Annotated in this window: 13 protein-coding genes and 1 tRNA gene; 9 read left to right on the top strand and 5 right to left on the bottom strand. The window is 47.4% G+C overall.

The genetic code is table 11. From position 1 onward, the window contains the following. Positions 1 to 2 precede the first annotated feature (2 nt). The 5 genes from BUA56_RS09330 to BUA56_RS09310 all read left to right on the top strand — a co-directional run bounded on the left by BUA56_RS09330 (position 3) and on the right by BUA56_RS09310 (position 6,225). Positions 3 to 680 carry an energy-coupling factor transporter transmembrane component T family protein gene (locus BUA56_RS09330; protein ID WP_071430314.1) on the top strand — a complete coding sequence of 226 codons (678 nt, stop codon included), beginning with the start codon at positions 3 to 5 and terminating at the stop codon, positions 678 to 680. Continuing rightward, on the top strand, positions 680 to 2,161 hold the full coding sequence (locus BUA56_RS09325) for an ABC transporter ATP-binding protein (protein ID WP_072851191.1): 1,482 nt from the start codon (positions 680 to 682) through the stop codon (positions 2,159 to 2,161). Before BUA56_RS09330 ends, BUA56_RS09325 begins: the two co-directional genes overlap by 1 nt. Before the next feature lie 122 nt (positions 2,162 to 2,283). Beyond that, positions 2,284 to 4,092 (top strand): ABC transporter ATP-binding protein, encoded by a 1,809-nt coding sequence (locus BUA56_RS09320; RefSeq protein WP_072851189.1) that lies wholly within the window; start codon positions 2,284 to 2,286, stop codon positions 4,090 to 4,092. Next, positions 4,085 to 5,833, top strand: a complete 1,749-nt coding sequence (locus BUA56_RS09315) for an ABC transporter ATP-binding protein (protein ID WP_072851187.1) — start codon at positions 4,085 to 4,087, stop codon at positions 5,831 to 5,833. Before BUA56_RS09320 ends, BUA56_RS09315 begins: the two co-directional genes overlap by 8 nt. A gap of 20 nt (positions 5,834 to 5,853) precedes the next feature. After that, complete coding sequence (locus BUA56_RS09310) at positions 5,854 to 6,225, top strand: metal-dependent transcriptional regulator (protein ID WP_072851185.1); 372 nt, start codon at positions 5,854 to 5,856, stop codon at positions 6,223 to 6,225. A 61-nt stretch (positions 6,226 to 6,286) separates the two neighbouring features. On the opposite strand, the gene BUA56_RS09305 is transcribed toward BUA56_RS09310, so the two are convergent. Beyond that, positions 6,287 to 6,523: an XRE family transcriptional regulator gene (locus tag BUA56_RS09305; RefSeq protein ID WP_242946751.1), complete on the bottom strand. Its 237-nt coding sequence runs from the start codon at positions 6,521 to 6,523 to the stop codon at positions 6,287 to 6,289. Positions 6,524 to 6,533: 10 nt separating this feature from the next. Further along, the gene (locus BUA56_RS23610) at positions 6,534 to 6,671 is read right to left on the bottom strand and encodes a hypothetical protein (RefSeq protein ID WP_242946750.1); all 138 of its coding nucleotides are present in this window, start codon (positions 6,669 to 6,671) and stop codon (positions 6,534 to 6,536) included. A gap of 311 nt (positions 6,672 to 6,982) precedes the next feature. Between BUA56_RS23610 and BUA56_RS09300 the strand changes: the two genes are divergently transcribed. From BUA56_RS09300 to BUA56_RS09285, 4 genes are all read left to right on the top strand, one after another. Then, the gene (locus tag BUA56_RS09300; RefSeq protein WP_072851183.1) at positions 6,983 to 7,531 is read left to right on the top strand and encodes a sigma-70 family RNA polymerase sigma factor; all 549 of its coding nucleotides are present in this window, start codon (positions 6,983 to 6,985) and stop codon (positions 7,529 to 7,531) included. After that, complete coding sequence (locus tag BUA56_RS09295; RefSeq protein ID WP_072851181.1) at positions 7,524 to 7,766, top strand: helix-turn-helix domain-containing protein; 243 nt, start codon at positions 7,524 to 7,526, stop codon at positions 7,764 to 7,766. The genes BUA56_RS09300 and BUA56_RS09295 overlap by 8 nt, the downstream gene beginning before the upstream one ends. Before the next feature lie 522 nt (positions 7,767 to 8,288). Next, positions 8,289 to 8,495, top strand: coding sequence for a helix-turn-helix domain-containing protein (locus tag BUA56_RS09290; RefSeq protein ID WP_003510854.1), 207 nt, complete (start codon positions 8,289 to 8,291; stop codon positions 8,493 to 8,495). A gap of 20 nt (positions 8,496 to 8,515) precedes the next feature. Next, positions 8,516 to 9,910, top strand: coding sequence for a site-specific integrase (locus BUA56_RS09285; protein ID WP_187143897.1), 1,395 nt, complete (start codon positions 8,516 to 8,518; stop codon positions 9,908 to 9,910). 186 nt (positions 9,911 to 10,096) lie between these two features. Here BUA56_RS09285 and BUA56_RS09280 read toward each other — a convergent pair. The 3 genes from BUA56_RS09280 to BUA56_RS09270 all read right to left on the bottom strand — a co-directional run bounded on the left by BUA56_RS09280 (position 10,097) and on the right by BUA56_RS09270 (position 14,854). Further along, positions 10,097 to 10,173 (bottom strand) — tRNA-Arg (locus tag BUA56_RS09280). Positions 10,174 to 10,390: 217 nt separating this feature from the next. Continuing rightward, entirely contained in the window at positions 10,391 to 12,733 is a 2,343-nt protein-coding gene (locus BUA56_RS09275; RefSeq protein ID WP_072851179.1) for a hypothetical protein, read from the bottom strand. Between the two features lie 15 nt (positions 12,734 to 12,748). Next, complete coding sequence (locus tag BUA56_RS09270) at positions 12,749 to 14,854, bottom strand: efflux RND transporter permease subunit (protein ID WP_072851177.1); 2,106 nt, start codon at positions 14,852 to 14,854, stop codon at positions 12,749 to 12,751. Between the last annotated feature and the right edge of the window lie 7 nt (positions 14,855 to 14,861).

The raw sequence follows: 14,861 nt of genomic DNA, 5'->3' as shown, positions 1-14,861 counted from the left end.
CTATGAGCATGAAATTTGATTTTCGGACCAAATTGCTTGTCATAGTTCTCACTATGTCGCTTGTGGCGGTGCTCACAAGCGACATTTTGATATACACACTTTTGGGTGTTTTGAGCGTGTATCTGATTATTCAGGGCTTTGGCAGGCAGACAATAAAATATCTAATCGTCTGCGGTGTTTTTATCGTGTTGAGGCTGCTTTCAGGAGGACAGGGCATTACCATTCTTATGCCGGAAATGTTCCTGTTCATGGTGCTGCGTATTTTGATGATGGTTATGGCTGCGCAGCCCGTGATTGGTATGCCGCCGGGAGAAGTTGTAGCAGTTTTTAAGAAAATCCACGCTCCTGATGGAATTGCCCTGCCCGTAACCTTCATGTTGCGTTTCTTCCCTACTGTGCGCAGTGAATTTTCCGATGTGTTTGCCTCACTTCGGCTGCGAAAACTGTTGTCATGGAAACACCCTTTGGACGCAATGGAGTATATTGTTACGCCTGTTATTTTCCGTTCATCCAGAATAGCTGAAGAACTCGCAGCTTCTGCTGAAAGCAGGGGGATTTCCAATCCGGGAAAACATACCTGCCGCAGGAAGATAGAATTTCAAAAAAGAGATTGGATTATGTGCGTGGTTGCTGTTTGCGTAACCGCACTCTATTTTGTGCTGGAAAGGACGGTAGCATAATGATAAATGATAAAGCAAGGCGATCCGTTATCCAGTTTGAAGATGTATCTTTTGAATATCCGGGAGCCGAAACAGAAAGTATCCATCATATCAGCCTCGATATAAAAAAGGGCGAGTTCCTTGTTCTGACTGGCGGGAGCGGCTGCGGAAAAACAACTTTAACACGATTGATAAACGGGTTAGCTGAACAATTTTACGAAGGGACGCTGAAAGGGCGAGTCACACTGCTGGGACGCAGCATATCGGAATATCCTCTGTATGAAATCGGGAAAAAAGTAGGTTCAATCTTTCAAGATCCAAAGAGCCAGTTTTTTGCCAGTATTACAGAGGATGAAATTGCGTTCGGGTGTGAAAACTATGGCGTTCCGTATGAAGAACTGGATGGACGGGTTTCAAGTGCGATCAAACGTATTAACGGAGATATGCTGCGGGGGAAAGAAATTTATCCGATGTCCAGCGGAGAAAAACAGAAAATAGCGGTGGCCTCCGTCAATGCTGTTGACCCGGAAATTTATGTGTTTGATGAACCTTCGGCCAATTTGGATATGTATTCCGTTGAGGCGCTTAAAAATTTGATGGGTGGACTAAAAGCGGAAGGCCACACAATCATTGTTGCTGAACACCGGCTTTATTATCTTACTGACCTTGCAGACCGTTTTCTTTATATGGAAAACGGGAGCATAAAAGAAGAATGGACGGCGGGAGAACTGCTCTCTATTCCAGAAGAAAAAAGACGAGCCATAGGAATACGGGCGGCAGATTTACACCATATTGAAGTAGATATTCCCCCTACAAAAGAAAAAGATATGACGATGGAGGTAAAGGATTTGGCGTTTTCCTATCGCAAACATCCGGTTTTCCACGATATATCTTTTCGGGCGTATGCTGGCGACCTGATTGCGATTGTAGGCCATAACGGAATAGGGAAAACTACTTTGTCGAATATTCTTTGTGGTATGCAAAAGGAAAAAGAGGGTCAGGTCATATATAACGGGACAAAGGTATCTAAAGGCAAAAGGAAAAATTTTGCCTACTTTGTTATGCAAAATACAGATTGCCAGTTGTTTGGGGACAGCGTAGAAGAAGAACTGCTATTAAACGGAAAAGGCAGTACCCAGGAGCAACGCGATGATCTGCTAAAATTATATGGCTTGTTTGAATGGAAAGAACGGCATCCTGCTACTCTTTCCGGCGGGCAGAAACAGCGGCTCGCTCTCGCTGTATCGGATTGGATAGATACCCCCGTTTTGATTTTGGATGAGCCTACCAGCGGTCTTGATTTCAAAAATATGATGAGAATATCGGAGCATTTGAAAGCTCTGGCGCAAAAAGGAAAGACCATTTTAATCATTACCCATGATTATGAATTTGCTGCTATGACTTGTAATCGGGTTCTGCATTTTGTTGATGAAGGTCATGTAGAAACATTCTCATTACAGGAAAATCTTCCTCGATTATATTCCTGTCTGATGTGTCAATGAGTTGTGTGTCTGATTGGATAGATATGCTCTGTATGGAGTGGCAGAAATAACTAAATGATTTTATGATAATAGACGGGTTAGAAGTTACTAACCCGTCTATTACTACGAAAGGAGCCTTGCTTATGGAGAAGCAAAAAAATGGAGAGCTGTCCAGAATGTTCGGATATGCAGGGAAATTCCATGCTTTGACCGTTTTGGGATGTGTCCTCTCCGGGATTAGTACCATTTTATCTATGCTGCCTTTTGTTTGTATTTGGCTTGTTATCCGTGATTTAATCCAGGCGTTTGCCGCCGGGGATATATCTCTTGCAACGGAAAGCACCCATTATGCGTGGATGGCGGTTGTGTTTGCGGCAGCAAGCATTTTAATTTATTTTATCGCCCTGAACTGTACTCATCTGGCGGCGTTTCGTACAGCCACCAATATGAGAAAATCTGCAATCCATCATATCGTGACGCTGCCGTTGGGGTATTTCAGCCAAAATGCAAGCGGACGGCTCAGAAAAATCATTGATGATAATGCAGGCCTTACAGAAGGATTTCTGGCCCATCAGCTTCCCGATCTGACCGGAGCCGCAGTTATGCCGGTCGCCGTCATTATTTTGATTTTCCTTTTTGACTGGCGGCTGGGAATTTGCTGCCTGATACCTATGGGAATCAGTGTCATCTTTCTAAAACAGATGATGGGCGGAGATAATGCGCAGTTTATGGGCAAGTATATGACTGCACTGGAAACGATGAATAAAGAAGCTGTGGAATATATTCGCGGTATTCCTGTTGTAAAAGTATTTCAGCAGACTATTTATTCCTTCAAAAATTTTCACGCTGCAATAGAAGAATACGAAAAATTTGCTTCCGGGTATGCCTTAAAATGCCGTATTCCTCTTACTGGATTTACAGTAACACTGAACGGCACATTTGTTTTACTTATTCCAGTCGCCATGTTTATTTTGTCCGGGGTCAGCGGCCAGGCGGCTTATGAAAATGTTGTGATGGATTTTCTGTTTTACAGTTTGTTTACTCCGGTCTGTGCAACTATGATGAACCGTATCATGTTTGCCAGCGAGCAGCTTATGGCGGCTAAAAGCGCAGTCAACCGGGTGGATGAAATTTTGCAGGAACAGCCATTGAAGGAGCCGGAACAGCCCCTGATCCTGGCAGACGCTTCGATTGTGTTTTCGGATGTTTCCTTCGCCTATCCAGGTGCCAAAGAGAAGGCCTTAGACCATATCAGCTTTGAGGTTCCGACAGGAAAAACAGTGGCGCTCGTTGGTGCCTCTGGCAGTGGTAAAAGTACAGCGGCAAGCCTCATTCCCCGATTTTATGATGTTCAATCAGGTTCTGTTACGATTGGCGGCGTGGATGTACGCAATATCGAGAAGCAGGAACTGATGAAAAGAGTTGCTTTCGTATTTCAGAATACCCGTTTGTTCAAGGACACCTTGCTGAATAATATTAAGGCGGCCCGCCCGGACGCGACCAGAGAAGAAGTCCTGAAAGCAGCCGATGAAGCACAATGCAAGGACATTATTGACCGGCTCCCGGATGGGCTTGATACGCTCGTTGGAACAGGAGGCACATATCTCTCAGGAGGCGAAAATCAAAGGATTGCTCTTGCAAGGGCAATCTTAAAAGACGCCCCTATTATTGTACTGGATGAAGCCACAGCATTTGCAGATGCCGAAAATGAACATCAGATACAGCTCGCTTTTGAGCGGCTGACCCAAAACAAAACGGTTCTGATGATTGCCCACCGGCTCTCTACGATACAAGACGCAGACCTTATCCTGGTGTTCAAGGAGGGGCAGATTGCAGAAAGAGGTACGCATGAAGAATTGGTAGCCTTAAATGGTATTTATTCTTCTATGTGGAAGGATTACCAAACCTCGATTGCCTGGAAGGTCGGAAAGGAGGATGAGCAGCATGATTAAGGCGTTAAAAAAGAAGTATGCGTTAAGCGATCAGGGTGCAAAAGACCTGATAAAAGGGATCGTTTATTCGGTGCTGGCCAATATCAGCCTTATGTTTCCTGTTATTCTTCTGGCTATCGTCCTCAATCAGCTTCTTGCGCCTGTTTTGGGAGCGAGTGCGCCAGAGATCAGTGCCGCCGTTTACACTGTGATTGGAATTGTGATTTTAGCTGTTGTTTTTATTTTTCATTATTGCCAGTACACCGCAGCATATCTCGGAACGTATGACGAAAGCGCAAGGAGGCGTATCGGTCTTGCGGAAAAATTGCGCACCCTTCCGCTGACCTTCTTCCACCAGCGTGATCTTGCTGACCTGACAAGCACTATTATGGGAGACTGTGCAAACTTTGAGCACGCATTTTCCCATACGGTTCCGCAATTCTTTGGAGCAGTTATCTCTACGGGGATTGTTTGTATCGGTTTGCTGATTTTCAACTGGCAAATGGGCCTGGCTCTTCTCTGGGTAGCCCCGATTTCATTTGCAATCGTTATTCTGTCACGGAAATGGCAGGAAAAACTCAGCAAAAAGCACATGAACGCAAGACTGGAGCTTGCAGAAGGCATTCAGGAGTGCTTGGAAACCGTACAGGATATAAAGGCTTGCAATCAGGAAGAAGATTATCTTCGCAAATTGGACGCAAAGATGGATGCTGCGGAAAAAGCACAGATTTCATCCGAAATGACAACGGCAAGTCTGCTGACAACCGGCCAGATGTTTTTACGGCTCGGTTTGGCAACGGTGATTGTAGTAGGTAATAGTCTTGTGGTAAGTGGAGATACCTCTCTGTTTACCTATATCCTGTTTTTGATTGCTGCCTCACGCCTCTACGATCCACTTTCCGGGGCGATGTCAAATATGGCGGAGCTGTTTTCTGTACAGCTTCAGGTAAACCGCTTGAAAGAAATAGAGGAATACCCGGAAGAAACCGGCGAGAAGAATATCCATACAAACGGGTACGATATTACATTCGATCATGTCCAGTTTTCTTACGAAAAGGGCAAACCGGTACTGAGGGATGTTTCGTTTACTGCAAAACAGGGACAGGTCACAGCATTGGTTGGCCCGTCCGGCGGCGGCAAAAGTACAGTCGCAAAACTGGCAGCCAAATTTTATCCTCTGGACGGAGGAAGAATACTGTTGGGCGGAACCGATATTGCTCCGCTAAATTCAACCATGTTGATGAAAAACTTTTCTATCGTTTTTCAAGATGTTGTGCTGTTTAATAACACCATCATGGAAAATATTCGTGTCGGTAAAAAGGACGCAACGGACGAGGAAGTGGTTGCCGCAGCTAAAGCAGCGCAGTGTGATGAATTTATTTCAAAATTGCCGGACGGCTATCAGACGGTAATCGGAGAAAATGGTTCAACACTATCTGGCGGTGAGTGCCAGCGCCTTTCTATCGCACGCGCTCTTTTGAAAGACGCTCCTGTTATTCTTCTGGATGAAGCTACTGCTTCTCTTGATGTAGATAACGAAACTGAAATTCAAAACGCAATATCCAGGCTGGTAAAAGGCAAGACGGTTCTTATAATCGCTCACAGAATGAGGACGGTGGAGTCTGCTGATAACATCGTTGTATTGTCAGATGGTATTGTAGCCGAAAACGGAACTCACGAAGAACTTATGAAAGAAAATGGCCTATATCGTAGACTGGTCGATTTGCAGACAGCTTCTGCAAATTGGAAGTTAAGCGTTTAATTCGTAATAAGGAGGTACTGATGAAACTTCATGCGTCCGGGGAGGACTATCTGGAGGCTATCCTTGTTCTCCATAAGAAGATGGGCATGGTGCGCTCCGTGGATGTCGCCCGGCACCTGGAGGTCACAAAGCCCAGCGTGTGCCATGCGGTGGTGACCCTGCGGGACGGGGGCTTCCTGACGATGGACAGCGACTATTTCCTGCATCTGACCGATGTGGGGCGGGAAGTGGCGGAGCAGATCTACGAAAAGCACCGCTTTTTCACCGACCGGCTGATTGAAGCCGGCGTAGACCCGGAAACGGCGGAGCGGGACGCCTGCCGAATGGAGCACGTCATCAGCCAGGAGTCCTTCGAGCATCTGCGCGATGCCTATAAAACAAAAAATGAATAATCTGCCCGCATAGCAAACGGGTGAAACAGTAACGCGGCCGGGCACATCGAACCCGACCGCGTTACTCGTCTTTCTGGAAGGCTTCCGCCTGTTTGCAGAGCGCGATAAATTTTTCAATCTCTGCTTCGCTTTTCCCGGCAAAGAAGTCCACGACTGTTTTCGAGACTGTCTGATTTACCATTTCCGGGAAGATGGCGGCGTCCACGCTGATATTCAATTCTTTGGCGACAAGGACCACCGTTTCAAATTTCGGATTACTCTGGCAGGTCTCCAAATCTATGATCGTGCGGGGGTTCATACCGAGGCGTTCAGCCAACTGCTTCTGCGTCAGATGCTGCCGCTTCCGTTCTGACCGCACCTTCCATGCAAATAGATCCAGCGGATTGTTCACTGCACATCACCTCTACATCATTGTAGGGTGTGCTTCCGCTCATATAAATAACCATAGAACTCATGTAAAGTGAGTTATAACTCATATTTCGGAGTAAAGGGAGATATGGATGAGAGTGCCAACACAAAGGAGGTCAAAATAAGGCGGGGTTTACCGTTTGTACGGCGGACGCCCATGCCACTACGAAAAATATACCAATAACGCAACAGCGAGCCACGCTCATGAAAGTGAGTCGTGGCTCGCTTTTTATATACTGTGGCTCATATTTCGCAAACCCCGTCTCTTTGAGTGCCTGGGCGTGGGCTGCCGCTCCCCGCCCCGTTTCGTTCCGGCCTATCAACCCGAACGAAACGAAAGGAGCCAAGTATGAGCGGCAAAAAATTTTTTCAGATAGATCCCGAAAACCGGCCAAACCGGACCACTCGTGAACGAGTAGTGAGCGAAAGGGGAAGAAAAGAACTGCCTCCCGGCACGAAGGGAGGTGAGAACTTGAAACCTGACCGCCACTACGAGCACAAGCAGTACGCCTTTGACAGCTACTGCAAGAAGGTGCTGAAATGCGAGGCGTGCAACGGCTATCGCCAGATCAGCCGACGCCAGAAGCGTTTCGCGTCTTTGGAGGAGCTGTCCGAGGCCGAAATGGCCCAGCTTGCGGTTTATGACCGCTACTCGTGGGAGTACACGACCTTCCCTGTGGGAGGGGCTGTGATCCTGATCGAGGATGACCGGCTGGCCGAGGCGCTTCTGGGGCTGTCCCAGGAGGACCGGGAAATCTTTATGATGCACTGGTTCCTGCGGATGACCGATGAACAGATCGCCAAGTACATGGATAAGGCCCGCCGGACGGTCAACACCCGCAGGCATAAAGCCTATCGGCTGCTGAAGGAGCTGATGGGAGGTGAAGCGGATGACTAAATCTGCGTGCACGCGGGCATCGCTGATCCCTTACCCGGTGATCGCTGCCGCTGTCGGAGGAGACCCTGAAGCGGTGAGCCGGGTAGTCCGACATTACTCCGGCTACATCGCCGCGCTGTCTACACGGACGAGCTATGGCCCTGACGGCTATCCCCGTCCCCAGGTGGACGAAGATCTGCGCGGTCGGCTGGAAGCAAAGCTGATTATTTCCATCCTGGATTTTGACCTGAACTGATCCAGGACCGAGCGCTGCGTGTCCCCCTTTCCATGCGGTGCCCCTGTATAGCTCCTTGACAAAGAAAGCCCGGCGGGAGGCCTCCGGTGCAGTATAAGGCAGACGGATACGATCTGTCTGCGTGGAGCCGGTCGGCCGGTGCGCCAAGACCCTGTTGCAAGTCCGCAGGACGGGACCCCTGCTAAACAGGTGAGCGACAAAACCGGATCGTAAAACAGGTGTGGCAGCCTGTGGGCGAGGATACGCAGGCAGGATAATGAGACTCGCGCATTGGACGCCCGCAAAGCATCGTGCGCCGCACCCATCAGCATGGGCCGGGGTGAAATTCCCGTGGAGCTGTGCCAGCAGCCATCCGTTTTCTGCCTCTTTCTTTTTACAATCATTCTGTTGCTTTGAGTTTATGGATAGTTCGTAAACTTTTCGATTAGCAGCAGACAAACCCGGAATGGCGCGTTAAAATGAGGATAGGCAAATTATGACCTTCCTTCTACGCGCCGTTCTTGTTTTAGAAAGGGGGCTGCCATGTCGCAAGCATGGAACGGTACGAAGAAGGAGTCCCCGGAACGTAGAACCTATACGGTAGAGGACATTACTCAGATCCTGGGTATTGGCCGCACATCCGCTTATCTTCTCGTGAAGGAAGGACACTTCAAGATCGTACGAATTGGCAACGCCATACGGATTTCCAAGCGGTCATTCGATGAGTGGCTGGAGTCGCTCGACCTATGACTTAGAAAGGAAGTATCGCTATGGCATCGATTATCAAACGGAAAAAGAATTATTCCATCGTCTACAACTATACGGACGAGAACGGTGAGACCCGGCAGAAATGGGAGACCCGCACCTCTTACCAGGACGCATTGAAGCGCAAAGCGGAGGTGGAGAACCAGCAGTTCACGGGGACCTTCCTTCCGCCCAGCAACCAGACCATCGCAGAATTTCTTTTGGACTTTGTTTCTCTCTATGGGGAAAAGAAGTGGGGCGTGTCCATGTACGACAGCCAGAATTCGCTGATCTCCAACTACATCAACCCCATCATTGGAGATTTGAAGGTGCAGGAGGTCACGCCGCGGGTGGTGGACAAGTACATCCAGACCCTGCAGAAAACCCCGGCAGTGAATACCAGGACCCATCACGCAAAGACGGATCTGGTCACCAACGCCACCATCGAGAAGATCATCAAACTCCTGCGCTGCGCCTTCAAGCAGGCGGTACGGTGGGAGCTGATCGCCAAGAACCCCTTTGAAAATGTGATCCTGCCCAAAACGGAGTACAAGAAGCGGGACATCTGGACCGCCGATATGATCCGCACCGCTTTGGATCAGTGTACGGACAGCAAGCTCTATGTGGCGATGAACCTGTCCTTTGCCTGCTCTCTGCGCATGGGCGAGATCCTGGGCCTGACCTGGAACAACGTCCACATCTCCGACGAGGATATTGCCGATGACAACGCCTATGTTTTCATCGACAAGGAGCTGGCGCGGGCCTCCAAGCGGGCCATTGAGATGCTGGGGCAGAAGGATGTCTACCACATCTTTACGCCGCTGTTTCCCAACACCAGCACAAGAGTGATCTTGAAAAAGCCCAAGACCGATTCCAGTATCCGCAAGGTATGGCTGCCCAAGACGCTGGCCTACATCCTGCGGGAATGGAAAAACGCCCAGGATGAGCTTCGCGGATTTCTCGGTGACGAGTACCAGGATTTTGACCTGGTGGTGGCGCTGCCCAATGGGCGCCCCTGCGAGGACCGCATCATCCTGAAGGAGTTTGAGAAGCTGCGGGAAAAGGCAGGGCTGCCCAGAGTGGTCTTTCATTCCCTCCGTCATTCCAGCACCACCTACAAGCTGAAACTGAACCACGGCGACCTGAAGGCCACCCAGGGTGACACGGGCCATGCGGAGATCGACATGATCACCAGCGTGTATGCGCATATCCTGGATGAGGACCGCAAGATCAACGCCCAGAAGTTCGAGAGCGCCTTCTACGCAAATCCCAACCTGCGCGCAGTTCGTCCCCCGGAGGAGCCGAAGGAACCGGCACCGGCGATGCTCGATCTGGAGGCCCTGGTGGAACAGCTCCGGCAGTCACCGGAACTGGCAAACACCCTGGCTGCGCTGCTCTCGGCGGCACCGGGCGGCAGGTAGGTCCGAAAATTCCAATTAGCAAAGATAGGATTTTTCTTAGCAGGAACGTGGAAATCGTTCGTTTCTTCTTAGCAGGATATACATTTGCAGCGCATAAAATTCTCCCGGCTTTATTGGAACGAAAAATCCGGGAGAAGAAAAAATAAACGCTGCAAACCGGCGAAAAACGGCTTGCAGCGGTGTTTTTGGCGTCCCAGAGAGGACTTGAACCTCCGACCCCGCGCTTAGGAGGCGCGTGCTCTATCCAACTGAGCTACTGAGACTTATACAAAAAATATTCAATTTTCGGCTCCAGCCGGATTCGAACGAACTGCCGCTTAGGAGGCGAGTGCTCTATCCAGCTGAGCTACGAGAACAGAAAAATCTCACTAAATAATTTTACCAAAATACAAGTAAAAAGTCAAATCTTACTTACAAAGAAATCCAAAGAATTCTTGTGGCCGCCGCATTTAGCACTGAAAAATGCAGCGGCCACAAGATTTATTTAATCTCTGCTGTCTCTATAATAAATTTAACATTTCCATCCATCTGATCCGAGATTCCAGAGAATGACTGATACCTATCTCCTTCCTCCATCACTGCATCAATACGATCTTTTAAAGTCTGAATATCCCCATCAAACACATCTGATAGTTTCTGAATACCAGTCTCGTCAAACTCTTTCATTCCATCCGCCAAGTCCCTGGAGCCGTCAGCCAGCTGTTTGACACCGGAGGTCAGCTGTTCACTTCCATCTTTCAGTCTGCTTCCTCCATTCTGCAGGGTATTTGTACCAGAGGCCAAAGCCTGCGCACCATTGATAAGGACACTGTTATTGCCTGTCAGTTCTTTTACGCCGCTGATCAGATCGCCCGATCCTGCAAGCAGATCCGATGCCCCCTTAGTAAGCTCCCCATTGTGGGAAGAAAGCTCATCTGCCCCGGATTTCAGCCTGTCGATGCCCATTCCCAATGAGCCTGCGGATGCATTCAGGGTATTGCTTCCCTCTGCAACCTGATCCATTACATTCTTCATGGTCTTACTGCCCTCAACAACAGATTCTATACCGGAGTGAACACTTGCCGCACCCTGATAGAGATCACTGTTTTCCCCGGTTGCCTCAACCAGCTGGTGAATATAGCCCTTCAGGGTATCCAGATTCGAAGTACCCGAAGCACCTCCTGCTGCACTCTGAAGCTGTGCTAACAGGTTCGTTTGCGTATCTACATTCTCCTGCAGCCTTTGAATACAGTCTTCTAATTGTCCGTAATAAGCTTGGAAGGTATCGCCTAAACCGGCCCTGTCCGCCAGTCCTTTATAATTGCCTGCCACATCCTGTACACCCCTAAGTGTACCTAAAACAGCACTGTCGTTCGTTAAAGAGGTCTTAACACCAGACACAACAGAACTCAGCAATGTCTGCACATCTGCAGCCGAAGCGCCGGAATCCAGAACAGATTCAATAGCTTTCAGTGTACTGTTTACCGTTCCAATGCCCTCTGCAACGGAAGAGCTTCCCTGCAGTAAAGCCTGGGTTTTCTGCTCATCTGTCAGAGAGTCCAGACCAGCCTTTACCCCCTGGATCCCCTGATTCAGATTACTCACAGCTCCCGGCAGTTCCTTTGTTCCGGCGGCCAGTTCTTCTACTCCCGAGGCAAGACTTTCCTCCCCTGCCGTATAAGTCCGGATTCCTTCTGCAAGCTGGGATGCCCCTGCCGTATAGGCGGTTACCCCGCCTGCAAGCGCTGCTGCCCCTGCCGTATACTCTTCAACTCCGGAAGCAAGCACTCCTGCTCCATCATGAAGTTCCCCAATTCCGCTGTTTAAAGAATGGATTCCATCTCCGAACTCTCCGGTCTTATCCTGCAGAGTGGAAATACCATCCTTAAGCGTCCCGGAACCATCTACCAGCCGGTTAGACGCATCTGACAGTTCTTTCATAGAATCCTGTAACTCTTCAAAACTGTCAATATCATCAAATCCTAGTTCTCCAAGCATATCAGAGGATGCTAAGGTAAGGGTGGGACCCATCGTAAAATCAGTGACATCTGCTGTTATAGTCAGAGATTCCGGAATCTCAAAATCTGAATCTTCTTTGTCCGGTTCCTTTAGGTCCAGACTTTGCTTTAAGCCTGGAAAAGCAACTCCAATGACAATATCTCTGCTTGCATCAGAGATTACTTTTCCATGATCTATCTGAACGTTAGTAAAATTATCTGTGGGAAGAAACATACCCGTAACCATCACAAAAGGCGTATAAATGTCCGTATCCTTATCCTTTATTTTTACAGTATTCCTGGAGTGATTCGTATACTGAATATTCATCTCCAGATTTCCGGACTTTCCGGCAAGATCTTTTTCATTTACTTCTTTTCCATTTAATTTGTAAGTTATTTTAACACTTACAGGAAGAGACTTCTTTGTTTTACCCTGATAATAGATATCCGTTCCCTTTGTCTTCCAGGTTAATTTCTGTCCTTCTTTTTGGAACTTTTCGTCACCCTTCACATTTTTGATATCTGTCAGCTCAGACTGATCCTCCAGTTCATTTACTGTTCCTGCATTTTTCATCCAGTCAGAGACAATAATCTCTTCAACATTTCCCTCAGCATCAGCAGTAACATATACAGACTCATCTTTTGAGAGTGTTCCGCTTGGGGCAGGTGCACTCTTATTCGCTACCTGCTCCGTTATACTTCTCAGCTCCTCGGCTTCCTTGGAAGCCTCTTCCTTCTCAGCGGCATCCGCTTTCTGGCTGTCTGCAAACAGATACGTGCATCCAACTACTGCTATCATACCCGCAGCAGTTACTGCAGCGGCCTTTTTTCTCCATCCTTTTTTCATAACAATCCCTCCCACTTATTGAACGAAACTTTCATTTGTTTTTACCTTATGTTTTTTCGGAACAAATCCAATAGAAGTCCTGCAAATTACAGGATCCAGGATCATAAACATAGCCGGAAGTACAAAAAGTACCACAACTGTACTTATAATTGCCCCCCGAGACAGCAGTGTACAGATGGAACTAATCATATCTATCTTAGAATACAGTCCGACTCCAAAGGTAGCTGCAAAAAAGCTGCATCCGCTGATTAAGATAGACTTCATGGAGGTCTTATGAGCTATAGAAATAGCCTCTTTCTTAGACCTGCCAAGCCCACGTTCCTTCTGGTAACGGCTGGTCATCAAAATAGCATAATCTACAGTAGCCCCCAGCTGAATCGTTCCAATTACAATGCTGGCAACAAAAGGAAGCGTAATTCCGCTGTAATAGGGAATAGCCATATTCACACAGATAGCAAATTCAATAACTGCAACCAGAATTACCGGCAAAGAAATTGATTTAAATACCAGCAGAATAATTAGAAAAATAGCTGCAACCGAAGCAATATTAACATTTTTCAAGTCCACATCCGTAACATCAGCCAAATCCTTTGTAAGCGGTGCTTCACCGATTACCATAGATTGCGGACTATAATTCTTAACTATCTTATCAATTTGGGCAATCTGGTTATTTACCTCATCCGTTGCCGCCTTATAGTCAGAACAAACAAACGCCACTTCGTATTCATCGCTCTGAAGCATCTCCTTAACATCCTCCGGTATGATAGAAGATGGAATTCCCGGCCCTATGAGAGAATCCATCCCGATCTCCCATTTAACACCGTCAACCTTATCAATGGCTTCCAGCATCTCCCTCTTTTCTTTGGCCTCCATCCCATTCTTCATAAGTACCATATGGACCGTATTCATATGAAAATCGTCTTCCAGCTTGCTGTTAGCAACTGCACTGGGGAGTGTAGCCGGGAGACATTTGTCTATGTTATAGTAAACCTCTGTATGGCTGTTGCCGTAAATAGCAGGAAACAGAAGAATAATAAATATTGCCAGCCAGGCTTTGTAATGTCTGGTAATAAATCCGGATATCTGGTCAAGATTCGGAATAATTGCTTTATGCTTTGTCTTCTCTATGGCCTTGTCAAAGGTAAGAATCATAGCAGGGAGCAGAGTGACACAGCAGATCACACCGATTACTACCCCCTTAGCCATTACAATACCGATATCCCTCCCTAACGTAAATGTCATAAAGCAAAGAGCTGCAAAACCGGCAATGGTTGTTACAGAACTTCCAACCACAGATTTAAAGGTATTTGAAATGGCATGAGCCATAGCCCTCTGTTTGTCATTGTCAAATCGTATCTTATTATCCTCATAGCTGTTCAGAAGAAAGATGGAATAATCCATAGTAACGCCCAACTGGAGAATAGCGGTCAGCGCCTTTGTAAGATAGGATATCTCTCCCAGAAATATATTGCTCCCCAGATTGTATAAAATAGCAACCCCAATTCCGGTCAAAAATAATACCGGCACCACCAGTGAGTCCATGGTAAGACATAAAACCAGAAGCGAAAGAACTGCCGCAATCACTACGTAGATGGGCATTTCCTGAAGCGAAAGATTTTTAATATCCGTCACAACACCGGTCATACCGCTGATAAAGCACTGTTTCCCTACTGTATTTCTCATAGCACTTACTGCATCCATAGCTTCATCAGAAGATGTTGTATTATCAAACAGTGCAACCATCATGGTAGCATCCCCGCTAAAAAAGCTTTCCCTAAGTTCAGAGGGAAGCATTTCAACCGGAACACTAATATCCACCGCACTGTCATACCAGAGTACATCCTTTACGTGATCAATCTCCTTGATCTCCTCTTTTAGTTTCTGTACATCCTTCATCTCCATATCTTCCACTACAACCATGGAAAAAGCACCCATTCCAAATTCATCCACCAGTATATCCTGCCCCGAAACTGTCTCCAGTGAATCAGGAAGATAACTCAGAATATCATAGTTAATTCGTGTTTTAGATATCCCTATGAGAGAAGGAATTATCAGCAGTATCCCGATTGCCATAATCAATCTTCTGTGTCTCGCAATCCACTTGCCAATCTTGATTGTCATAATAATA

Source organism: Lactonifactor longoviformis DSM 17459 (assembly GCF_900129135.1).
GTDB lineage: Bacteria > Bacillota > Clostridia > Lachnospirales > Lachnospiraceae > Lactonifactor > Lactonifactor longoviformis.
This window is presented reverse-complemented; position numbering and strand designations above follow the sequence as displayed.